This window comes from Acinetobacter sp. AS5, assembly GCF_048957595.1.
In the GTDB taxonomy this organism is placed as follows: Bacteria; Pseudomonadota; Gammaproteobacteria; order Pseudomonadales; family Moraxellaceae; genus Acinetobacter.
The window spans coordinates 1-22,264 of record NZ_JARDAL010000053.1 but is presented as its reverse complement, the minus strand read 5'-3'; the positions used below and the strand labels follow the sequence as shown (position 1 = coordinate 22,264).

Genomic DNA, 22,264 nt, shown 5'->3' with positions numbered 1-22,264 from the left:
TCACCCGATAAAATACCCATAAAACAAGAGGAAGCTCAAATGAGCTTCCTCTTGTGAAAAATTGTGGGACAGCAATGCGCCGAAGCGCCCTTTTTATCAGTAAAAAACTTATTCTTCTACTGAATTTTCACCATCTTTTTCAACTTGCTCATTTTCAACTGCTACATCTGTTTCTGCCACTAAAGATTCTGCACCTTCAATCGCTTCAACAAACTCATCTTCTTCAACAGCTTCAATTGAAACCACACCGACCAGCAATTCCTCATTACCTAAGCGGATCAAACGAACACCTTGTGCATTACGACCAGTTTGCGCCACTTCAGATGCACGGGTACGAACCAGCGTACCACCATCTGAAATCAGCATCAGTTCTTTGCTTGCATCAATGGCAACAGCACCCACCAATTGACCATTACGTTCAGAGGTCTTGATCGCAATCACGCCCTTACCGCCACGTTTCTTGGTCGGGAAGTCATCTACTGGAGTACGTTTACCATAACCATTTTCAGATGCACACAGTACTTCACCAGTTTCAGGTACAACCACCAGTGATACGATTCGGCTAATCAATGCTGAATCTGAACCATCTTCGTCATCAGACTCGATCTCAGTTTCGTCATTTTCTTCTAGCTGTGCAGCTGCACCAATGGTCACGCGCATACCACGTACACCTTTGGCAGAACGGCCCATTGAACGCACATCAGTCTCAGCGAAGCGAATGGCTTTACCTTCATTCGAGAACAACATGATTTGCTGTTCGCCATCAGTAATCGCTACACCAATCAAGGTATCATCGCCATTCAGCTCAATCGCACGTAAACCGTTTGAACGAACATTTGAGAACTGTTCAAGCTCTACACGTTTAATCGTACCGTATTCAGTCGCCATAAACACATAGAAGTTTTTACGTACCGCTTCAGCCTGCTGAGCAAAGTCATTGATGATGTCATCATCAAGGTCTGTTGCAGAAAGCTCCAAGCCCAACTGTTTCAATTGAATACGCAATGCATCAGAAATATCATCTGCACCATCTTCAGATTCAGTCAGCGCTGCTTCAAGCTCGGCAAAATGAGCATTGATCACTTCATTGGCTTGCAACTGCGCTGCATTGGCTTTTACAAATGCCTTGAAGTCAGCCAGACGTTCCTTGAATTTCTTCGGCGCGTCAATCACCGGTAAGATCGCGGTAATAGTCTCGTTTTCATCCAGCGGCAACAAGTTCACCATTGGGCGACCTTTAGCACCACGTGATGCTTGTGGCACTTCATAGACTTTCAGACGATAGACCTTACCAACGTTGGTAAAGCAAAGTACCGTCGCATGACTTGACGTCACAATCAGATGTTGAATGTAATCATCTTCTTTCATGCTGGTCGCAGACTTACCACGGCCACCACGACGCTGTGCGGCGTAGTCAGACAATGGTTGAGTTTTTGCATAACCTGATTTCGATACCGTCAGAACCATTTGCTCTTCAGGAATCAGATCTTCACGAGAGAAATCGATACGTGATTCGACAATCGACGTTTTACGTGCATCGCCATATTGCTGAAGGATCAGTGCAAGCTCTTCACGAATCACGTTCATCAACAGATTAAAATCATTCAAAATTGCAGTCAGTTCAGCAATTTGTGACAGGATTTCACTATATTCAGCATGTAACTTGTCTTGTTCCAGACCAGTTAAACGATGCAAGCGAAGTTCCATAATCGCATTCACCTGAGTTGGTGACAGACGATAAATCTCGCCATCCAAACCAAACGGGCGACTTGGATCTTCACCTTCAATCTCATCTGGGCGTACAGAAACTGAACCGGCTTTTTCTAGCAAGGCCAAAACACCGCCACCAGCCCACTCACCTGCCTGCAAACGCTCACGCGCTTCAGCCGGATTCGCAGAACTCTTGATGGTTTCGATGATGGCATCAATATTCGCCAGGGCAACGGTTAAACCTTCCAAGATATGACCACGTTCACGCGCTTTGCGTAATTCGAACATGGTACGACGTGTCACAACTTCCTGGCGGTGACGGATAAACGCGGCAATGATGTCTTTCAGGTTCATCAATTTTGGTTGGCCATTGTCCAGACAAACCATATTGATGCTGAAAGAGTTTTCAAGTTGCGTGTTCTGGAACAGGTTGTTCACGATCACTTCGGCGTTTTCACCGCGCTTCAGGTCAATCGCGATACGCATACCGTCTTTGTCAGACTCGTCACGAAGCTCTGAAATACCTTCAAGTTTTTTCTCTTTGACCAGTTCAGCAATACGCTCAATGGTTTTTGCTTTATTGACCTGATATGGAATTTCAGTGAAGACAATCGTGGTACGGCCATTCTTCGGATCTTCTTCGAAATGGTATTTACCACGGATATGCAAACGGCCCTTACCAGTACGGTACGCATCGACGATACCTGATTTACCGTAAATGATGCCACCTGTCGGGAAATCCGGACCAGAAATATGTTCCATCAATCCTTCAATGCTGATTTGAGGATCATTGGCATAGGCCAGACACGCATTCACCACTTCAGTCATGTTATGCGGCGCCATATTGGTCGCCATACCGACTGCAATACCAGTGACACCATTAATCAACAAGTTCGGAACACGGGTTGGCATGACTTGAGGAATACGCTCAGAGCCATCGTAGTTGTCTTCCCACTCGACGGTATCTTTTTCAAGATCCGCTAACAGTTCGTGGGTCAGTTTACGCATACGCACTTCGGTATAACGCATGGCTGCTGCGCTATCGCCATCGACCGAACCGAAGTTACCTTGACCATCAACCAATTGGTAACGCAAGCTGAAATCTTGCGCCATACGTACAATGGTTTCGTATACGGCAGAATCACCATGCGGGTGATATTTACCGATGACGTCACCGACTACACGTGCAGACTTTTTATAAGCTTTGTTATAGTCATTGCCTAATTCGTGCATTGCGAAAAGCACACGACGATGAACAGGTTTTAAACCATCTCGTACATCGGGCAATGCACGTGACACAATCACGCTCATCGCATAATCGAGATATGAGCTTTTAAGTTCATCCTCAATGGCAATCGGTCTAATTTCCGATACGCTCATGCATACTCCTTATTCTACAAGCCAATTTTGGCTTGTATTTATATGTCGTAAAACTAGCAAAATCATTAACTCAAACGACTGAGTTAAAAACTAAAATACAGCCCTAAATTATAGCATAAACACTTGTATTTTTGTGTCGAAATATTCAGCTTAACCTTGTTAATTATCTTCATTTTAGTGATCATTTTCTTGTTATTTCAAAACCGAAAATCAGCGCATCCAGACAGGATTTTTCAATACCCAAAATTTTGAGAAATACAGGAGTACAAAAACAAAATGCGCCAATCAACTGGCGCATCTTCATCGTTTTTTCTATATTTTTATTGTGCCTGGTTCAGTACTTTACGATAGCTCAGCACGGCCACAATCAATAAAACTGGCAATAACATTTCTACCCCTTCCTCAATGGTCATAATCATGATTTGAGTATGTGGCACCAACTGGATGCCGAATTCTTCTTTCAGGGTTGAGGTCGTGCGATCCAGCACCTTGCTCAGTCCGCCACAGGCAATGGTGAGGAAGATAAAAAAATGTGCAATATTCAAAGAATCTTTCATGCTTCGTATGGTTTGAACCAATTTTTTCGCCAATATCAGAAAGACAAAAATAATCCCGAGCAATAAAATAAATCCGAGCAGCTTATCCATGAGCGGAATTTCAGCACTACGATAGAAATTCGTTTTGATAAAGCTAATTTCAAACACCTGCTTATGAAAATCCATTTCCCGTAATCCCAATAATGTCGCTGCTATAGCCGTAAACACTCGGGTATTGGGCTTGATTTCAACATTAAGCAAACACAGCACATAACCATGGACTCATGACTTCAAAAGCGCCTGATTCACTAAATAAATACTGAGTCACCGCAGGCGGTGCATTCAGGGCAGTATGAATACAAATACCCAGATAAAGCGCAATCAGCAGAAAACTAATGAACAGGATATGGGCGGCTTTGGAAAAGGACATGATTAAAAACAGGAGAAAAAGCAAACCGGGATTTTATCACTTTTCATGCAAATGAAATACTCTAGTTTCGACTGCCGAGTATTTTTAAAATTTTTGCATAAGAAAACGCCCTTGCACAAAACAGTAAAGCATTGCTTTTACTGCCTGCGCAAGAGCGTCTTTTGAACCCGATTCAGGAATTAGATTTTAGAAACCAATTCAGGAATAACAGTATTCAGGTCACCGACTAACCAGTAGTCAGCAACTGCATTAATTGGCGCTTCTTCATCTTTGTTGATCGCAACGATCACTTTAGACTCTTTCATACCCGCCAAGTGCTGAATCGCACCAGAGATACCTACAGCGATGTACAGGTCAGGTGCAACGATTTTACCCGTTTGACCCACTTGCATATCGTTTGGTACGAAGCCAGCATCTACTGCAGCACGTGAAGCACCTTGAGCAGCACCAAGCTTGTCAGCTAATGGATCAAGGATCTTGTGATAGTTTTCACCAGAACCTACACCACGCCCACCAGAAACAACAATACGAGCCGCTGTTAATTCTGGACGTTCAGATTTAACGATTTCTTCGTTGATAAACTTAGAAATACCCGCATCACCCGTAGACGCAGCAGCTTCAACAGCAGCAGAACCGCCCTCAGCAGCTACAGCATCAAATGCCGTACCACGAACAGTCGCCAATACGATGTTCTCGCCTGATTCTACAGTCGCAATTGCGTTACCTGCATAGATTGGACGTTTGAAAGTCTTAGGACTATCTACCGCGATGATGTCAGTGATCATGCTTACGTCAAGAAGCGCAGCTGCACGTGGTAAAATGTTTTTACCAGTTGTTGTAGAAGCAGCAAGGATATGTGTATAGCCTTTACCTAATTCAGCAACAAGTTTAGCCACGTTTTCAGCCAATTGGTTTGCATAAGCAGCGTCATCAGCAAGTAATACTTTGCTTACGCCCGCAACTTTAGCCGCCTGGTCAGCAACTGCCTGAGCGCCAGAACCAGCAACCAATACAGTGATATCACCACCGATTTTTTGCGCTGCAGCAACAACGTTTAAAGTAGCAGCGTTTAATGCTTTGTTGTCGTGCTCAGCGATAACTAAAATACTCATGATTTTTATCCTTCTGTATTAGATCACTTTCGCTTCGTTTTTCAATTTTTCTACAAGTTCGTCTACAGACTTCACTTGTACGCCAGCTTTACGCTCTGCAGGTGATTCAACTTTCACTGTTTTCAGTTTAGTTGCAGGGTTTACACCGAAATCTGCAGGTGACTTGGTATCCAGCGGTTTTTTACGCGCTTTCATGATGTTTGGAAGTGCCGCATAACGTGGCTCGTTCAAACGCAAGTCAGTGGTAATGATTGCTGGAAGTGTCAGCTCAACAGTTTGTAAACCACCGTCTACTTCACGTGTTACTTGTACTTTATCGCCATCTACTTTCACCTCAGAAGCGAAGGTACCTTGGCCTGCACCCATTAAAGCGCCCAGCATCTGACCAACCTGATTCGAATCATCATCAATGGCTTGCTTGCCTAGAAGAATCAATTGTGGTTGTTCAGCGTCAACAACGCCTTTCAGGATTTTAGCGATTTCCAGCGCACCCAGTTGGCTGTCATCAGCTTCAACCAGAATACCGCGGTCAGCACCAAGCGCCATTGCAGAACGGATTTGTTCTTGGGCTTCTTTAGGACCAATAGAAACAACAATGATTTCTGAAACAGTTCCTTTTTCTTTTAAACGAACCGCTTCTTCCACTGCGATTTCACAGAATGGATTAATTGACATTTTAACGTTAGTTAAGTCAACACCACTGTTGTCCGGTTTAACACGAACTTTAACGTTGGCATCAACCACACGTTTTACAGCAACAAGAGCCTTCATGTAATCCTCGGCTGTTTTAGCAAATGTAAATGTTGAGAAAAGTTAGTGTAACTCTTCACTTAAATTTTTTTAGGTGCCCTATCTTGCAATGTGTACGGCATTTCGGTCAAGTCACAATTCAACAAAGAGCTGTAAAAATGCGTAATTTTCCCTGAACGATGCGTTCACAATTAATTGTTATCGTTTTATTACAATGAAATGTATCAATATTTACTTAAAATTTAACCATTGATTTATATTATTTTTTTATCTGATTACTCACATCAGAAGTTTTGATTGATCAGTTTTAATCTAAATGGATTTAAAGCAGCTTGAAGCAAAATAGCCGGAATATACCTATGTCAGCTTTTGTCATTTTGGACAGAATTCTTTTTGAGAGCGAATTAAACCCAATATAAAGACAAATTGACCAAATAATAAACCAGCGCATTGAATTCTACGCCGACAAAGTGAATGTTTAATTTCAAATCTTCGCAATTATAAAGAAAGCATACTGCGAAGAGTATGCTTCTTTACAGCCAGATTAATTAATGATTAACCAGCTTGCGGCAAGTGCCAGTAAACCACCAGAAGTGCCATCCACCCATTTTTGTTTACGTTCATCCATTTGATTTTTCTGGCTGATTTTGCTGAATAAAATACTTAAACCACAATACACTACAAAAATCAGACTGATAAAAATAAAGGACAGAATCAAACCTTGGCTGACAGTATTGGCTGATTTATCAATAAACTGTGGCAAAATCGCAAAATAGATCAACATGCCTTTCGGATTTAACAGCGCAGTAAAAAAACCTTTTTTTATCGGATTGGCTAACGTCTTTTTCTCAATGTTCAGCGCATTTTTATTAAATACCGATTTGAGCAAACCAAAGGCTAAATACAGCAAATAAGCAATCCCGAGCCAGCGAATCGTTTCAAACAGCACCGGAAAAGAGACAATAATAGCCGCAATTCCGAGTGCCACCAGGATCGAATGCACCAGATAACCGCAACACACCCCTAAGGTTGCCATCATGCCTGCTTTTGCATCTTTACCCATCACTTGAGACAGGATAAATAACATATCGGGTCCAGGCGTAAAAATCAGGGGAAGCACAGTCAGTGCAAAGAGTACAAATACAGACATTTCCTTTTCCTTTCAAACTCCAGAAAGTGAAATAAGTATCTGCGATTTTTTACAAAATTGGCTTTCAATTTATTTTATAATAAGTATTATTTTTCGAATATTATTCTAATTTATGAAAATATCCACCAAGTCTGTGCGGGTAAAGCTTGATCGAATTGATAAAAATATCATTCGGTATTTACAAGCCAATGGTCGTATTCAGAATAATGATCTGGCACGTGAAATCGGACTTTCACCTTCATCCTGTTTACGCCGGGTAAAATTACTGGAAGATGCAGGCGTGATTCAGAATTACACCACCATTGTCGATCAACAAAAAATTGGTTTTCAGCTAATTTTATTTTCGCGCATCTGGCTGGTCGGTCAGGATGCCGAAACCATTGATACTTTTATTGAGGCGATGAAAGAACTGCCTCAGGTGATGGAGTGCTATATTATTTTGGGGGAAAGTGATGCGATGCTGAAAGTCGTAGTGCCCGATCTGGAAAGTTACCGTAAATTTCAGTCCACACATCTAACCAAAAAAAATGGTATTACCAGTGTCAAAACGGATTTACCCAGCCAGATTATTAAACAGAGTTTCCAGCTGCCTTTAGAAGATTTATAGGCAACCTGATTTTAGATAACGAAGCTATGTTCTTAATTTAAGATTTGCATAATGGTAGCTTGCTTAAACCATAACCTGTGCTGCAAGCGCATAGACGGCAAGTCCTACCATAAGGAAAAGGTTGCCTATAGAAGACCACCTTTTCCTCTTGAGCAAAGCCAAACCACAGGACTGAATCTTATTTTTATGCTGTGTGGATACTTCAGAATTTACTCAGTTTCTTGTGCTAAAAAATCACGATGTACATGGCTTAAATCTACCAGCTCATAGTCTGCCAATTCAAAAATTTGCCAAATCGCAATCGCATCTTCTTTTAAATCGACTGCTTGGGTCGCACGATTCGACAATTGCCATTGCAAGTCAGAAATCCATAAATAGTATTGTCCAGTCGCCGCATTAAAGGCCTGAACTTTCCCATCGGCATTAATGCCTTGAATGATGGCGCCTTCAGGTAAAGTCGCTTCAAGATTGGGTAAGCTAATGTCCACAAAATGTTTGATTTGTCGCAGACCATAACCTGCAAACATTTCTTTTTGAGCTTCACTTAACTGTGCATATTTTTGCTCTATATCTGCAATTACCAGTGTGTCCATGTCACCTCCCATCGGTCAAATGCTGAGACGCTGCTCAGCAATATTTCATTTTAAATATTAAATAGTATTTATTGTTATACCTGAAATGGCGCATTTAACGAATAAGACAATAGTGAAATGCTTACCCGAACGCCAATGTTCAGTTCAATTCCATTTTAAGGTTTATATATGAAAGTTTTGTGCCAAAAATACAATTTTCATGATTTTTATTCTTTAAAACTGGGCACATGATCAATCTCCTTTATGCTGCGCACGCGGATGGGCCTGATCATAAATCTGGGCCAGATGGTCAAAATCAACATGGGTATAAATTTGCGTGGTGGTTAAATTACTGTGTCCCAGCATTTCCTGCACGGCTCGTAAGTCCCGGCTATTCGATAACATGTGACTCGCAAAACAATGTCTTAACAAATGCGGATGTAAATCTACATTCACGCCTGCGCGCTGCGCCTGAAACTTGACCCGATTTTCAATTTGTCGTGCACCGAGCGGATTGCCTTTCTGGGTAATAAATACATTCGCCTCCGGTACAAAATCGCCATTCCATAAGGGATAGACTTGCAACCAAGCCATCACGCTGTCTTTGGCCTTGGAACCGAAGGGCACTATCCGGGTTTTATTGCCTTTACCAGTAATGCGTAATAACTGCCGGTTGAAATCAATATCTTTAATTCTCAGGCTTTGCAGTTCTGCCAGACGCAGCCCACTGGAATAAAGCAATTCTAACATCGCTTTGTCCCGGAGCCACATTTGCTGTTGTATTTCATTTTCAGGCGCAGGCTGATCAATAATTTGGTTGACGGTTTCAATATCCACCATGCCCGGCAAAGGACGCGATTGACGTTTTAACTGAAAATCATCCGCCGGATTAAAAGCCATATGCTGAGCCTGCTCGGCCCATTTCATAAACTGGCGAATAGCCGAAAGCATACGTTGCAGGCTGCTAGGACTGAGCTGATGCTGTTCAACTTTTTCAGCCAGAAACTGGCGTAAATCGGTGGCTTCCACATCGTTTAAATTGAGCTGCTCACGCCGGCAAAACTCTAAAAAATCCGAGACATCACGTTCATAGGCTTGCAAGGTATGTTTGGACTGGTTTTGGATTTCACGTTCTTTCAGCCACATATTGAGCAAGAGTTGAGGTGGGACAATCACTGCTTGCTCCATTTAGAGTTGCTCCAAATAATCTTGAATCAGCATTGCAACCTGATCTGCATGCGTATTGGCAAAGAAATGATCTCCACCTTGGATAATATGCAATTTTGCATTTTTAAAAATTCCTGCCAAGTATTGTCCAAGCTGAACAGTACTTAAAGGATCATGATCGCCCCAGATCAGCAAGATCGGAACGTCCAGACTTGCGAGCTGAACGCGGCTAAATTCAGTTTGGTCTTGTTCAAACCAGTCCGGCGCTGTTTTAAACAGTTCACGATAATCTGTTCGCCAGTCTGCACAATGAAAAGTTTTTAAATTCAGACCACCAGATATCGCCAACAATACCAGCCCTTTGACTTTCTGCGGATGATTGAGTGCCAACCCAACGGCCAAGACACCGCCCATAGACTGGGCAATCAGAATGGAATCATCCTCAATTTTTTCTTTCACGAATTCTTGCAGATCATACAGGTTTTGAATGGCCAAATTTGGTGCTACGCCATCAAAGCCCGGATAGGCAATGACTTGCTGATCTGGATATTTGGTTAATGCTGCCCTTAATGGCTGCCAAAAGTGCTGGCTTCCTGAAGCACCCGGCAGGAAAACAAGCGTATTCATCTCATTCAAATTCTACGGTTTTTCCCATCCTAGCATAAAAAAAGCACCATCGATCAGACAGTGCTTTTTTCTCAAGCGGAACCAAGCTTAACCCTGGAAATAACGTAAATCCAGACGTCCTTCATACACGGTCGCCGTTGGTCCGGTCATCCAGACCACATCACCTTCTTTCCATTCAATTTGCAGCTTGCCGCCTGCCAGTTCAACTTCCACTTTGCTCGACAGCAGACCACGGCGCATACCTGAAATTGCGGCAGCACAGGCACCTGTACCACAAGCTAAGGTCTCGCCTACACCACGCTCGTACACACGTAAACGTGCATGTTTTTCATCAATAATCTGCATAAAGCCAGCATTGACTCGTGCCGGGAAGCGCGCATGTGATTCAACTTGTGGACCAATACGTGCGACATCAGCAGCGATCACATCCGGTACAATTGTCACCGCATGTGGATTCCCCATATTGACCACATCAATGGTCAGCTTTTCACCGCCAGCAAGATCGATGTCATACAGGCTCTCCGGCGCATCAGCTACAAATGGAATTTCCTGAGGCAAAAATTTTGGATAACCCATATTGACCCGTACCCAACCATTCGCACCCAATTCCGGCTCTACAATACCAGATTTGGTTTGTACCTTGATTTTGGTTTTGGTCGTGAGCTGACGATCATGTACAAATTTGGCAAAACAGCGCACGCCATTGCCACATTGTTCCACTTCTGAACCATCGGCATTAAAAATCCGATATTTAAAGTCTGCACTTGGGACATCGGGTGGCTCAACCACCAAGAGTTGATCAAAACCAATGCCGAAGTTACGATTGGCCAAACGCTGAATGGTCAAAGTGTCTAAATAAGCACGCTGGCTGATCAGGTCAACCACCATAAAGTCATTGCCCAGACCATGCATCTTGGTAAATTCTAATAACATCCTGATTTATCCTTAAGGCAATAAACGCTCACGTTCCCAGAGTGATTCAATCGTTTCACGTTCACGAATCAAATGCGCCTGATCAGCATCGACCATTACTTCAGCAGCACGGCCACGGCTGTTATAATTTGAACTCATCACAAAACCGTATGCACCTGCGCCCAGCACAGCCAGCACATCATTTTCCTTGATCGCAAGCTCGCGCTCTTTACCCAGAAAATCACCAGTTTCACAAATTGCGCCCACGACATCCCATTCTTTCGTTTCGACATCGGTACGAGGTGTAACAGATTGAATGTCCATCCATGCTTCATATAACGCAGGGCGAATCAGGTCATTCATCGCCGCATCAATAATCGCGAAATTACGGTGATTCGTTGGTTTTAATAGATCCACTTTAGTCAGCAGCACACCTGCATTGGCAGAGATACTACGTCCCGGTTCCATATACACTTTCAAGCCCAATTTTTCTAAAGCTGGACGTAGCGCATTGGCATATTCTTCAACCGACGGCGGGGTTTCATCTTTATACGTCACACCCAGACCACCGCCGATATCGATGTGTTTGAGGTGAATGCCCAGCTCTTTTAACTGGTCAATCATCACAATGACACGATCCAGTGCATCCACAAATGGCTGGGTTTCAGTCAGCTGTGAACCGATATGGCAGTCAATCCCGACCACATCCAGATTTGGCAATGACGCTGCATATTGATAAGTTTCAAACACGCTATCCGATGGAATACCGAATTTATTTTCTTTTAAGCCGGTTGAAATATAAGGATGGGTTTTGGCATCGACATCCGGATTCACACGCAAGGAAATCGGCGCTTTGACATTCAATTCAGCCGCAACTTTCTGGATACGATCCAGCTCGGCATACGATTCGACGTTAAAGCAGGCAATCCCGACTTCTAAAGCTTTTTTGATATCCGCTTCAGTTTTACCCAGACCGGAAAATACAATTTTCGATGCATCACCACCGGCTTTCAGCACACGCGCCAATTCACCACCAGTCACAATATCAAAACCGGCACCCTGTTTGGCCAATACATTCAATACCGCAAGATTAGAGTTGGACTTTACCGCAAAACAGATTTGATGGTCGATAAAATCAAAAGCACGATCCATATCTAAAAAATGCTTTTCCAAAGTAGCTTTAGAATAAACATAGAGTGGTGTGCCAAATTGCTCCGCGAGCTGTTGTAATGAACATTGCTCAGCGTGCAATACCCCATTAATGCGGGTGAAACTCATGAAGGTATCCTTTCTGTGAAAGCGTTATGGTGTGGTTTTAACGTCTGAATCGGTAGGTGCAGCAAACTGTTGTTGCACGGGTGCCTCGCGTTCTTCATCGGACGCTTTAGGCTCAGTTTCAGTATTTTTGTATAACAGATACTTGGCACGCTTGTCGTAATTCGGATCATTTGGCAAGTGCAAAGCACCTGACTGTCCACAACCTGCAAGAACAAGACCTGTCGCTAAGATACTGATGTAGCAAATGACTTGGCGCATCTGACCACCTAATGTAATAGTTTCGATGAAGTATAACGCGATCATTCGGCATGACCCAAGCGTTAAACGCTAGAGAGTATCTTTAGACAAAAAAAAACGCCAGCAGATCGCTGACGTTTTTATTGATAAGGTTTATTTATGTTTCTGTTTATAGAAACCAAAATATCCAATGATTAGCAGGATAAACCAGATCGGACTGATCATCAGTGCCTGACGGGTATCCTCTTCCAGTGCCAAGACCACAATCATGCTCAGGAAGAAAATAATCACGATCCAACAGGTCACTAAACCACCTGGCAGCTTAAAGGTTGATTTAGCATGTAGTTCTGGACGTGTTTTGTAATACACGATATAGCTCCAGATAATGATGACCCAGACACAAATAAACAGAATCGTGGATAAAGTTGTGGCCAAGGTAAAGGCCCGAACGGTATCCGGAACAAAATACTGGAGTGCTGCACCCAGCAACAAACACACGGCAGAGAAATACAGGGCATTTGCAGGAACCGCGCGACGGTTCAGGCGACCAAAGGCAACCGGTGCCTGCTCTTCACGTGACAGGCCAAACAGCATACGACTGGTCGAGAATACGCCACTGTTCATCGAGGACATCACCGAGGACAACACCACCAGGTTCATGATAATCGCAGCCGCTGCAATGCCAGCCTGACTGAACAGGTTTACAAAGGGCGAAACATTCGGGTCAATCTGGTTCCATGGAGTCACTGACATCACAATCAACAATGCCAATACATAGAAAATAATGATACGAATCGGAATAGAGTTCACCGCTTTCGGCAGGTTCTTTTCGGGGTCTTTGGTTTCAGCTGCTGTAGTCCCCACCAGCTCTACCCCGACAAAGGCGAAAATGGCGATTTGGAATCCAGCCAAGAAACCATATCCCCCTGTTGGGAATATCCCGCCATGATCCCAGATATGACTAAAGGATGCGACCGTACCGGCATCATTGGTAAAACCGGTAAACACCATCCACAGGCCAACGGCAATCAGCACCACAATGGCGATAATTTTGACCAGGGCAAACCAGAATTCCATTTCACCAAACAGTTTTACCGTGACCAGATTCAGCCCCATGATAAACACAATCGCGGCAACACTGATCATGACGCCTTCTTCAGGGCTAAAGGGCAAACCATTATTGAAGAATTGCAGATAATAAATAATGGCTGACAGATCTGCAATCCCGATGGTGATCCAGCAGAGCCAGTAGGTCCAGCCAACAAAATATCCCGCCCAAGGCCCGATCAGATCCGTGGCAAAATCAATAAATGATTTATATTGCAAATTGGAAAGTAACAATTCCCCCAATGCACGCATCACCAGAAAGACCATAAAACCGATGATCATATAGATCACCAGAATCGAAGGACCTGCAAGACTGATGGTTTTACCCGAACCCATAAACAGGCCGGTTCCGATGGCGCCCCCAATGGCAATTAACTGTAGGTGCCGATTGGACAAACTCCGCTTTAATTCACCGTGCTCTGCCGATGAATTGTTATATTTTTCTGACATTATTAATTACAACTTTGAGTTTTACTCGCGACAAATTAACGTAAAAAATGCTGAATACAAAAATAAAATTTGCATCATTTGTATTTCCTGATTAATTGAAGAAGTTAATTTATTTTTCTTATATCGCTCTCCAGTTACATTTTTGCTTTATTTTTGAACTGAAAGATTCGAGTAATTTCTTGTCAAATTTTTAAAACTGTGTAAAAAATAAAACACTATTCAGCCAATTTATGCATTTAGGATGAATGCATCTGGCATAGCAATTGCTTTTTAATCAATACCTCGAACTACACAGACATGGATCAATAAGAAGAATTTTATGCAAAATTTACAAAGTTTAATGGAAACTTTAAGCGGCTGGGTCTGGGGCCCTTATATGCTGGTACTGATTGTTGGTACCGGGATATTCCTTACCTTCCGTTTATTGTTCTGGCAGTTCCGCATGTTGCCCCTAGCCTTTAAACAGGTCTTTGGCAAGCATCCTGACCATTCAGGTGATATTTCCCAATTCGCTTCACTCATGACCGCACTCTCTGCCACGATTGGTACCGGTAATATTGCCGGCGTAGCCACTGCCTGTGTCCTCGGTGGTCCGGGTGCGGTGTTCTGGATGTGGATGACTGCCCTGTTTGGTATGGCGACCAAATATGGCGAAGGTGTTCTGGCAGTCAAATACCGAGTGAAAAATGAGAAAGGTGAAATGTCCGGTGGTCCGATGTACTACATCGAGCGGGGTCTGAAATGGAAATGGCTGGCGCTGATTTTTGCCTTGTTCGGGGCACTGGCTTCTTTTGGGATCGGCAGCTCCGTACAGTCCAATACCGTAGCATTGGCAGTGCAAAACAGCTTGGGCATCGAAACCTGGATGACAGGTATTATTATTACTGCCTTTTCGGCACTGGTGATTTTGGGCGGGATTAAATCGATTTCCAGAGCAGCGTCACTGATTGTTCCTATTATGGCTATAGGCTATGTGGCAGGGGGATTAATTATCATTTTTAATAATCTCGAACTGGTCGTTCCTGCGCTTAAAATCATCTTCACCTATGCCTTTACTGGAGAAGCCGCAGTGGGCGGTGCAATTGGTGCGGCGATTCGTTATGGTGTGGCACGTGGTGTATTCTCAAACGAAGCCGGCATGGGTTCTGCGCCGATTGCTGCTGCAGCGGCAAAAACCGATCATCCAGCCCGTCAAGGTCTGGTGTCTATGACCGGTACCTTCATTGATACTATTATTGTCTGTTCAATTACCGGTATTGTTCTGGTGATGGGTTATATCATGGCCGGTAATTCATTCGGAGATCAAACCGGTGCCGTATTGACCATCGGTGTATTCGACAAGCTGCTACCTGGTATTGGCGGCTGGGTGGTGACTTTCGGGATCATTTTCTTCGCTTATTCCACCATTTTGGGCTGGAGCTACTATGGCGAAAAATGTACCAGCTATTTACTTGGCGAAAAATTCGTTTTGCCCTATCGCATTATTTATATTGCCTCAGTATTTATCGGCTGCATTGCAACACTGGATCTGGTCTGGCTATTCGCCGATACCTTTAACGGCCTGATGGCGGTGCCGAACTTAATCGCATTATTATTGCTATCTGGGGTCATTGCCAAAGAATCGAAAGACTTCATTGCAAGACGTAAATCTGGTGAACTTTATTAATTGACAAGTTATTTAACTACTCAAGCCAAAATAGTAAAAAGCCACGTTAATCGTGGCTTTTTCTGTTTCATCTTTTCCATTCTTCATCATGAAAATTTAGCAACGTAAACCACTACAAGCCAGCTTGTCCCACTCAGATTCAAGCTCCAGTGCCAGTCCTAAAGATAAAACAAAAAACTGAATGCCTTTAATTTTCATATTGCCCTGTTCATCTTCCAGATACTCACTCAGTTTTTGATAGGTTTTATGATGCAGATCAAAAGGTACATCCAGATAAAGACCACCTAGGTAGATTTCACTATGGACGGTTTGATCCACACCTAAACACGGCATATAGGCAATCCCCTGTTGCTCTAGCCAGCCGATCAACATCTGGCGAACCGAGTTTGCATCCCGATCTGGATGTACATAATGATCAAAATGCACGAATAACACATCACGGTTTTTTTCACGTGCGATCGCATCAATATGTTTCAGCAATTGTGACAAGATCTGTTCCATTCCAGCATAACAAGATAGGCATTATAGACGGCGTTACCGCACAGCATTCAAATCAGCATAAATAAAAGCGACAAACCTTGTCGTAAAAACCATGATTTTTCAGGTGAAAGGCTTGGTTTTCGATGGCATTCACCGCTATGCTGTCACTCAATTTCAATCGCTTCATCTTCAAATATGGCTAAAGCAAAAAGTGTGTATCGTTGTGAACAATGTGGTGCCGATCATCCAAAATGGTCGGGGCAGTGTTCTGAATGCGGGGAATGGAACAGCCTGGTTGAGGTGACCATTGCACCGGCAGTGACACATCGCGCCCAGCCAAAAATTGGTGGTGGATATGCGGGCCAGGCGTCCAGTATTACTACCTTAAATCAGGTCTCAGTCTCTCATGAAACCCGTCTGCCGACGGGTATTAGCGAATTTGATCGGGTCTTGGGTGGCGGACTAGTGACCGGTTCGGTGGTTCTGATCGGCGGTGATCCCGGGATTGGTAAATCCACCATCTTGCTACAAACAGCCACGCACATGGCATCTGCCAAAAATCCGGCCCTGTATGTGACCGGTGAGGAATCCTTGTCTCAGGTGGCTTTACGTGCCCAGCGTCTGGATCTGCCAACTGACCAGCTCAAAGTCATGGCAGAAACCTGCGTCGAACGTATTTGTGAAGTACTAGCACAGCAACGTCCTGCAGTAGCCATTCTGGATTCAATCCAAACCCTGTATACCGAAACCCTGCAATCTGCCCCGGGCGGTGTCTCACAGATTCGTGAATCAGCGGCCCTGCTGACCCGTTTTGCCAAAAATAGCGGCACATCTTTATTCTTGGTCGGTCATGTAACCAAAGAGGGCGCCCTGGCCGGCCCACGTGTACTGGAACATATGGTCGACTGTGTACTGTATTTTGAAGGCCAGTCGGATTCACGTTACCGAATGATCCGAGCGGTTAAAAACCGTTTTGGTGCGGTCAATGAACTCGGTGTGTTCGGCATGACCGACAAAGGTCTGCGCGAAGTATCTAATCCTTCAGCCATCTTTTTAAGCCGTTATGATGAAGCCATTCCCGGTTCGATTGTAATGATCAGCCGCGAAGGTACGCGCCCGCTTCTGGTTGAGGTTCAGGCGCTGGTCGATGATGCACATGGCCAACCAAGACGTGTAGCACTTGGCTTGGATCAGAACCGTCTAAATATGCTCCTTGCAGTCATGCATCGGCATGGCGGTGTGCAAACCTCCGGCCAGGATGTTTATGTCAATATCGTCGGTGGATTGAAAATTACCGAAACAGGTTCGGATCTGGCGGTACTTCTCGCCTGCGCTTCCAGCATTCGTGGCAAAGCCTTACCGCAACAGCTGGCGGTTTTTGGGGAAGTCGGACTGTCTGGAGAGATTCGCCCTGTGCCGAACGGTCAGGAACGGCTGAAAGAAGCGATTAAACATGGTTTTAAATACATTATTGTCCCTCGCGGCAATGCACCGCAAAAATCCATCGAGGGCGTGCAAATTATTGCAGTTGCGCGTTTACATGAAGCCTTGAGCGAGGCAATGGCGCTGAGTGATGAACTCAATTAACTGTAAACCGGCTCATTTCGTATAAAGAGCAAAAAAATACAGATTTTTGATTGAAATTCCACACAAAGCCTATATAAATAGACTGTACAAACAGGTTTTATTCTCATAGGAAAAATGAATGGAAGTTCGACAGCGCGGTTTGATCACAGGTATCTTGACAGCAGTTTTATTGGTTGCGCCTTTTGCAGCTGAAGCAAAACGTGCCGGTGGCGGTAAAAGTCACGGCATGCAACGTTCTGCACAACCTACTCAATCTTATCAACAACCTCGTCAAGCTGCGCCTGCTCAACAAGCGCCAGTTGCCGGTGCTGCAACCCAGCAAAAATCCGGTCCGGGTGTCGGCGGCATGGTTGCCGCGGGTGTAGCCGGTGCTGCGATTGGTGCAGTTGCTGCCAATGCCTTGGCGGATGATCAAAGTGTAGCAGCATCTGAAGCTCAGGCTGCTCAAGCCGAAGAGGAAAAAGGTGGTATTCCAGGCTGGATCTGGATCCTTCTTGCTGCTGCTGTTGCCTTCTTCATTTTCCGTAAGATGGGCGCAAAAAAAAAAGTAGCTTCTAACCCATACGCACCAAATAGCGGTGCTGGTAATACAGCACCTTTTGGTCAGGCACCGACTGCACCTCGCGGTGGTGACAGTACCAATATTTTTGGTCAGAATGTGGGTGGTCAAACGTCAAGCAACAATGCTCCGTTCGGTTCTGCTCCGGTAAATAACGCGCCTTTTGGTGCAGCTTATACCCAAAGTGGCAGCCAGTTACCGGATGGTACTGAACCTGCAGCATTCTTGCGTGTAGCGCGTCAGCGTTTTAACCATATTCAGTCCATGAATACAGCAAGCAACATTTCTGAAATTCAGCGTTATCTGACTCCTGAACTTTATCAGTCAATGTATAACGACATCATGAGCAATCAGGATCAGGATGTTGCCGAGTTTTCAAATCTGAATGCGATGGTCGTCGACTCATCGACTGACAATGGCCAGTATATTGTCAGCGTACGCTTTACAGGTACGGTAAGCGAAGACTTGAACAGCTTGCCGCAACCGTTCGCAGAAATCTGGCATTTCACCAAACCAGCAGGTTCAAATCAGGACTGGGTGGTTGCAGGTATTCAGCAAGACTAATCGTGAATAAATGAAGTTTAGACAGCGGCCTTCGAGCCGCTGTTTTTATTTTCAAGCCTTACATTTTGATCTTTTTTAATTCCCTTCCCCCTCTCTTTTTTAACCTAACTTCCAGTTTTACTTATTTTTCATATAAATAGTTCAACAACCCATATTTAAAATCTAAACAATAATTGTTATCATTATCATTAATTACTTCATAAGTTTGTAAATAGAATTTTCGATGATGAATAGTCCGAATATGCAAGCCATAGCGACTGGAACAGTTACTGCACCGAAACCATCAAGCAAAAATAAAGTCAAAGCCAATATGTTGGCTTATCGTGGGATGATTTTATATCGCTTTATTCTGGCGGGTGTGGGCGGTTATCTACTGGCTACACTGGCAACGATCGTGATTGCCCAGCTTTTTATCGACAGTGGAAGCAGTGCAGCCATGTCCGCCACCCTGATTGGCTTTAGCTTGAATGCTGCTGCATTTATCTGGGTATTTATGGTGAATAAGACGCTCAAAGCTACGCTCGGGATCGCGATTCCCGGTGTTTTACTCTATATCGCCTATAAGCTTTTAGGAAATTGAGATGAGAGTAGATGCAAAACCCGAAGGTCCACGCCAGTCGATGTCGTGGTTGCATACCTGGGCCAGTCTGATTTTAGGCTGGCTTTTATATGCGATTTTCTTGACCGGAACCTTAAGCTTTTTCCAGAACGAAATTACCGTCTGGATGAAACCGGAATTTCATCAATCAGTTCCACCAAAGACTCAAATCGAACAAACCCGTGTGGCATTAGCTTATCTGCAACAGCATCATCCGGATGCTGGCAGCTGGGCGATCCAACTTCCTAACTCACGCCAAAATACCACCACCCTGACTATTCGTAGTACCGGCGAAGATCCGCGTGCCCGTCGTGGCGGTACCCGTGTGACGATTGACAGCGCCACGGGTGAAGTTTTGCAAGCGCGTGAAACACGTGGTGGCTCCTTCCTATACCGCTTTCATTTTGAATTGTATGGTTTGCCAAGAATCTGGGCACGCTGGATTGTCGGCATTGCGACCCTGCTCATGCTGGTAGCGATCATCAGCGGTGTAATTACCCATAAAAAAATCTTCAAAGACTTTTTCACTTTCCGTCCAGGCAAAGGTCAGCGTTCCTGGCTAGATGCGCATAATGCTACTGCGGTATTTGCCCTGCCCTTTCATATCATGATTACCTTCAGTGGCTTATTACTGCTGCTCTTTACACTCATGCCTTGGGGCGTAAACCAGATTTATGAAAATCGAGGTGCATTTCTGCAAGATCAACGCAAGAGCTTGATTCAGGACAACAGCATTCAGGCTGAATCCCGTGAAAGCCATAGTGAGAGTAAAGAACGTCGACTGCAAGCTGAGAGAGAAAATCGTGGCGAGCGTGGTGAAATGTCGGCACGGGGTGCAGGACGCCGCTCTCGTGATGAAATGCAAGCTGCACCTCCTGCAGCGTTAACCGATCTGGCTCCGATCTTGGCAACAGCCGAGAAAGAATGGAAAAATAATCCGGTTGGTACAATTAACATTATCCAGCCAAATACCGCTAAAGCCGAAATTGAGCTTCGTGCCTTAAATGGAGTCAGTGTGGCTTATCGTAGTGTTTATCCGAGTCTTGCTTTCAATGGCGTGACAGGTGAATTAAAGCCGGATCAAACCACACTGAAACCGCCTTCAGTCGCAAATGGTATTTATAATGTATTCACCACATTGCATGAAGCACGTGGCGTGGACTTGGCTTTACGCTGGTTATTGTTCATGTCAGGTGTGGTCGGCACCTTGATGATTGCGACCGGCTTGATTCTATGGTGTGTTAAACGTGCACCGCAGCAACAGAAGCAAGGTTATAAATCGTTTGGCTATCGTGTGGTTGAAGTCACCAATATCACAGCCATTATTGGTTTACCGATTGCCTGTGCTGCCTACTTTTATGCCAACCGTTTTATTCCGGCAGACATGGACATGCGACTGAACTGGGAGATTCGTAGCTTCTTTATTGTCTGGTTGCTGACCTTAGTTTACGCCATGATTCGTAGCAATCGACAAGCCTGGCTAGAGCTACTCGTGCTTGCAACTGTGGCATTCGCATTGTTGCCAATCATTAATTTCCTGACTGGAGGTCAGGCGATCTGGAATACCGTCCTGAATGCTCAATGGATGATTGCTTCTTTTGATCTGGCGATGTGGGTGCTTGCGATCTTGTTCTGGTTTTCATTTAAAAAAGTGAAAAACCATAAAGGCTTACCCTCTAAAAAATCCAAAGTGATGCTCAAGGAGAATCAGGCATGATGTTCTTCTTATTGATTTGGGCTTTGACGTCTCTCGGTTTATTTGCGCTTGCCGCATCCATGTCCAAACATCAAAAACAGATCTTTGCTCAAGAATTAGATGCTTCCAAAACCAGACTGGCCAGCATTCTTGGCTGGGTAATATTGATTCTGGCACTTATCCTGTGCCTGTTCGCTGGAACGATCAGCAACATGATCAGTTATTGGCTCGGCAGTTTAACTTTTGCGGCCTTGGTCGTAGCTTCAAGCCTGAGTTATCTGGCAAGTAGAATTAAAGTGATCGTAATGTTCTGTGTGTTCATAGCCTCGATCTCAGGGATTATTTGCTTGATCTAGTTGATTGATTCATCACTACCTTTTTAAAAGCTGATCTTCGGATTGGCTTTTTTTCTTTAAACCTTTTAGTCTACCCACAATATTTTTGAGATGTTGATATGACCCAGCGTGTTTCTCCCTCTGCTGCCCTGACTAATCTTGCCTTAGCGGGCAATGCTGAAGCGCAATTTGAACTGGCTGAACTGTATATGCAAAGCGAGCATGATGATGACATCATTCTGGCTGAAGAATGGGCATTGAAAGCTGCCAACGGCGGACTGGTTGATGCAATGTATTGGTTAGGTGAAGGTTATACCGTTTATGCCAAAGAATTAGCAGAAGAAGATCCGGAAGAATCCATAGCTCACTTTGAGTTAGCCTATTACTGGTTAAGCAAGGCCAATATTGAGAAGCACCCTGCTGCGACTTTAGAACTGGCAGGTTTCTACCGTCGCGGTGATGTAATTGAAAAAGATGTAGAGAAATCGATTTCTTTAGTTAAACAGGCTGCGGAATGGGGCGAGGTTCAGGCCATGCGCGATCTTGCTTTTATTTATGCCACTGGTTTAGGTGTAGATGGCGATGAAGAACTAGCTGAGTTCTGGGCCCAAAAAGCGGATGCTGCTGAGCAAGAAGCTAAATAAAACGAAAAGCCCGTCAAATGATGGGCTTTTTATTAGGCGGATTCAAGCGGCAAGTGCAACAGTATAAAAACCAGCCATAACTTCACTAGGCGTATACCAACCTAGTGTTT

General features: G+C 44.3%; 20 protein-coding genes and 1 pseudogene. 8 read left to right on the top strand and 13 right to left on the bottom strand.

Annotated features, from left to right (window positions below; translation table 11 throughout):
- Positions 1-108: 108 nt before the first annotated feature.
- The 5 genes and pseudogenes from gyrA to PV763_RS14950 form a co-directional block, all read right to left on the bottom strand.
- Complete coding sequence (gyrA, locus tag PV763_RS14970; protein ID WP_420938139.1) at positions 109-3,090, bottom strand: DNA gyrase subunit A; 2,982 nt, start codon at positions 3,088-3,090, stop codon at positions 109-111.
- A gap of 320 nt (positions 3,091-3,410) precedes the next feature.
- Positions 3,411-4,056, bottom strand: a pseudogene (locus tag PV763_RS14965) (hypothetical protein).
- A 179-nt stretch (positions 4,057-4,235) separates the two neighbouring features.
- Positions 4,236-5,168, bottom strand: coding sequence for an FAD-binding protein (locus PV763_RS14960; protein WP_005247651.1), 933 nt, complete (start codon positions 5,166-5,168; stop codon positions 4,236-4,238).
- A gap of 18 nt (positions 5,169-5,186) precedes the next feature.
- Complete coding sequence (locus tag PV763_RS14955; protein WP_004731799.1) at positions 5,187-5,939, bottom strand: electron transfer flavoprotein subunit beta/FixA family protein; 753 nt, start codon at positions 5,937-5,939, stop codon at positions 5,187-5,189.
- Positions 5,940-6,462: 523 nt separating this feature from the next.
- Positions 6,463-7,068, bottom strand: a complete 606-nt coding sequence (locus PV763_RS14950) for a LysE family translocator (protein WP_420938138.1) — start codon at positions 7,066-7,068, stop codon at positions 6,463-6,465.
- Between the two features lie 112 nt (positions 7,069-7,180).
- On the opposite strand from PV763_RS14950, the gene PV763_RS14945 reads away from it, so the two are divergent.
- On the top strand, positions 7,181-7,675 hold the full coding sequence (locus PV763_RS14945; RefSeq protein WP_064096287.1) for an Lrp/AsnC family transcriptional regulator: 495 nt from the start codon (positions 7,181-7,183) through the stop codon (positions 7,673-7,675).
- Positions 7,676-7,884: 209 nt separating this feature from the next.
- Here PV763_RS14945 and PV763_RS14940 read toward each other — a convergent pair whose 3' ends face one another.
- From PV763_RS14940 to PV763_RS14910, 7 genes are all read right to left on the bottom strand, one after another.
- The gene (locus PV763_RS14940; RefSeq protein ID WP_004731804.1) at positions 7,885-8,268 is read right to left on the bottom strand and encodes a hypothetical protein; all 384 of its coding nucleotides are present in this window, start codon (positions 8,266-8,268) and stop codon (positions 7,885-7,887) included.
- Between the two features lie 231 nt (positions 8,269-8,499).
- On the bottom strand, positions 8,500-9,435 hold the full coding sequence (gene xerA, locus PV763_RS14935; protein ID WP_420938137.1) for a site-specific tyrosine recombinase/integron integrase: 936 nt from the start codon (positions 9,433-9,435) through the stop codon (positions 8,500-8,502).
- A complete protein-coding gene (locus PV763_RS14930; RefSeq protein WP_420938136.1) occupies positions 9,436-10,041 on the bottom strand; it encodes an alpha/beta fold hydrolase in 606 nt (201 codons plus the stop codon). It abuts the gene before it with no gap.
- Between the two features lie 87 nt (positions 10,042-10,128).
- Positions 10,129-10,974 carry a diaminopimelate epimerase gene (gene dapF, locus PV763_RS14925; RefSeq protein ID WP_004645716.1) on the bottom strand — a complete coding sequence of 282 codons (846 nt, stop codon included), beginning with the start codon at positions 10,972-10,974 and terminating at the stop codon, positions 10,129-10,131.
- 12 nt (positions 10,975-10,986) lie between these two features.
- Positions 10,987-12,231, bottom strand: a complete 1,245-nt coding sequence (lysA, locus tag PV763_RS14920) for a diaminopimelate decarboxylase (protein ID WP_313564128.1) — start codon at positions 12,229-12,231, stop codon at positions 10,987-10,989.
- Positions 12,232-12,255: 24 nt separating this feature from the next.
- The gene (gene lptM / locus PV763_RS14915; protein ID WP_195726050.1) at positions 12,256-12,489 is read right to left on the bottom strand and encodes an LPS translocon maturation chaperone LptM; all 234 of its coding nucleotides are present in this window, start codon (positions 12,487-12,489) and stop codon (positions 12,256-12,258) included.
- A gap of 132 nt (positions 12,490-12,621) precedes the next feature.
- Positions 12,622-14,025, bottom strand: a complete 1,404-nt coding sequence (locus PV763_RS14910; RefSeq protein WP_420938135.1) for an amino acid permease — start codon at positions 14,023-14,025, stop codon at positions 12,622-12,624.
- A 319-nt stretch (positions 14,026-14,344) separates the two neighbouring features.
- On the opposite strand from PV763_RS14910, the gene PV763_RS14905 reads away from it, so the two are divergent.
- Positions 14,345-15,691, top strand: a complete 1,347-nt coding sequence (locus PV763_RS14905; protein WP_071850647.1) for an alanine/glycine:cation symporter family protein — start codon at positions 14,345-14,347, stop codon at positions 15,689-15,691.
- Between the two features lie 96 nt (positions 15,692-15,787).
- On the opposite strand, the gene PV763_RS14900 is transcribed toward PV763_RS14905, so the two are convergent.
- Positions 15,788-16,192: a hypothetical protein gene (locus PV763_RS14900; RefSeq protein ID WP_071850648.1), complete on the bottom strand. Its 405-nt coding sequence runs from the start codon at positions 16,190-16,192 to the stop codon at positions 15,788-15,790.
- A gap of 174 nt (positions 16,193-16,366) precedes the next feature.
- Here PV763_RS14900 and radA point away from each other — a divergent pair, with 174 nt between their 5' ends.
- From radA to PV763_RS14870, 6 genes are all read left to right on the top strand, one after another.
- Complete coding sequence (gene radA / locus PV763_RS14895) at positions 16,367-17,758, top strand: DNA repair protein RadA (RefSeq protein WP_004731817.1); 1,392 nt, start codon at positions 16,367-16,369, stop codon at positions 17,756-17,758.
- Positions 17,759-17,876: 118 nt separating this feature from the next.
- The gene (locus PV763_RS14890) at positions 17,877-18,881 is read left to right on the top strand and encodes a Tim44 domain-containing protein (RefSeq protein ID WP_004731819.1); all 1,005 of its coding nucleotides are present in this window, start codon (positions 17,877-17,879) and stop codon (positions 18,879-18,881) included.
- A gap of 223 nt (positions 18,882-19,104) precedes the next feature.
- Complete coding sequence (locus PV763_RS14885) at positions 19,105-19,461, top strand: hypothetical protein (RefSeq protein WP_420938134.1); 357 nt, start codon at positions 19,105-19,107, stop codon at positions 19,459-19,461.
- Position 19,462: 1 nt separating this feature from the next.
- Positions 19,463-21,196, top strand: a complete 1,734-nt coding sequence (locus tag PV763_RS14880; RefSeq protein ID WP_420938133.1) for a PepSY-associated TM helix domain-containing protein — start codon at positions 19,463-19,465, stop codon at positions 21,194-21,196.
- A complete protein-coding gene (locus PV763_RS14875; protein WP_129716720.1) occupies positions 21,193-21,531 on the top strand; it encodes a DUF3325 domain-containing protein in 339 nt (112 codons plus the stop codon). The genes PV763_RS14880 and PV763_RS14875 overlap by 4 nt, the downstream gene beginning before the upstream one ends.
- Positions 21,532-21,629: 98 nt before the next feature.
- Positions 21,630-22,154 carry a tetratricopeptide repeat protein gene (locus tag PV763_RS14870; protein WP_138743371.1) on the top strand — a complete coding sequence of 175 codons (525 nt, stop codon included), beginning with the start codon at positions 21,630-21,632 and terminating at the stop codon, positions 22,152-22,154.
- Positions 22,155-22,264: the final 110 nt, after the last annotated feature.

Excerpts from the sequence above, each read along its gene's own strand:
- PV763_RS14870 (WP_138743371.1), top strand. The coding sequence starts at position 21,630 with ATGACCCAGCGTGTTTCTCCCTCTGCTGCCCTGACTAATCTTGCCTTA.
- PV763_RS14940 (WP_004731804.1), bottom strand. The coding sequence starts at position 8,268 with ATGGACACACTGGTAATTGCAGATATAGAGCAAAAATATGCACAGTTA.
- PV763_RS14930 (WP_420938136.1), bottom strand. The coding sequence starts at position 10,041 with ATGAATACGCTTGTTTTCCTGCCGGGTGCTTCAGGAAGCCAGCACTTT.
- PV763_RS14880 (WP_420938133.1), top strand. The coding sequence starts at position 19,463 with ATGAGAGTAGATGCAAAACCCGAAGGTCCACGCCAGTCGATGTCGTGG.
- PV763_RS14955 (WP_004731799.1), bottom strand. The coding sequence starts at position 5,939 with ATGAAGGCTCTTGTTGCTGTAAAACGTGTGGTTGATGCCAACGTTAAA.
- PV763_RS14905 (WP_071850647.1), top strand. The coding sequence starts at position 14,345 with ATGCAAAATTTACAAAGTTTAATGGAAACTTTAAGCGGCTGGGTCTGG.
- PV763_RS14900 (WP_071850648.1), bottom strand. The coding sequence starts at position 16,192 with ATGGAACAGATCTTGTCACAATTGCTGAAACATATTGATGCGATCGCA.
- PV763_RS14890 (WP_004731819.1), top strand. The coding sequence starts at position 17,877 with ATGGAAGTTCGACAGCGCGGTTTGATCACAGGTATCTTGACAGCAGTT.
- PV763_RS14950 (WP_420938138.1), bottom strand. The coding sequence starts at position 7,068 with ATGTCTGTATTTGTACTCTTTGCACTGACTGTGCTTCCCCTGATTTTT.
- dapF (WP_004645716.1), bottom strand. The coding sequence starts at position 10,974 with ATGTTATTAGAATTTACCAAGATGCATGGTCTGGGCAATGACTTTATG.
- lysA (WP_313564128.1), bottom strand. The coding sequence starts at position 12,231 with ATGAGTTTCACCCGCATTAATGGGGTATTGCACGCTGAGCAATGTTCA.
- PV763_RS14960 (WP_005247651.1), bottom strand. The coding sequence starts at position 5,168 with ATGAGTATTTTAGTTATCGCTGAGCACGACAACAAAGCATTAAACGCT.
- PV763_RS14875 (WP_129716720.1), top strand. The coding sequence starts at position 21,193 with ATGATGTTCTTCTTATTGATTTGGGCTTTGACGTCTCTCGGTTTATTT.
- PV763_RS14945 (WP_064096287.1), top strand. The coding sequence starts at position 7,181 with ATGAAAATATCCACCAAGTCTGTGCGGGTAAAGCTTGATCGAATTGAT.
- lptM (WP_195726050.1), bottom strand. The coding sequence starts at position 12,489 with ATGCGCCAAGTCATTTGCTACATCAGTATCTTAGCGACAGGTCTTGTT.
- PV763_RS14885 (WP_420938134.1), top strand. The coding sequence starts at position 19,105 with ATGATGAATAGTCCGAATATGCAAGCCATAGCGACTGGAACAGTTACT.
- xerA (WP_420938137.1), bottom strand. The coding sequence starts at position 9,435 with ATGGAGCAAGCAGTGATTGTCCCACCTCAACTCTTGCTCAATATGTGG.
- radA (WP_004731817.1), top strand. The coding sequence starts at position 16,367 with ATGGCTAAAGCAAAAAGTGTGTATCGTTGTGAACAATGTGGTGCCGAT.
- gyrA (WP_420938139.1), bottom strand. The coding sequence starts at position 3,090 with ATGAGCGTATCGGAAATTAGACCGATTGCCATTGAGGATGAACTTAAA.
- PV763_RS14910 (WP_420938135.1), bottom strand. The coding sequence starts at position 14,025 with ATGTCAGAAAAATATAACAATTCATCGGCAGAGCACGGTGAATTAAAG.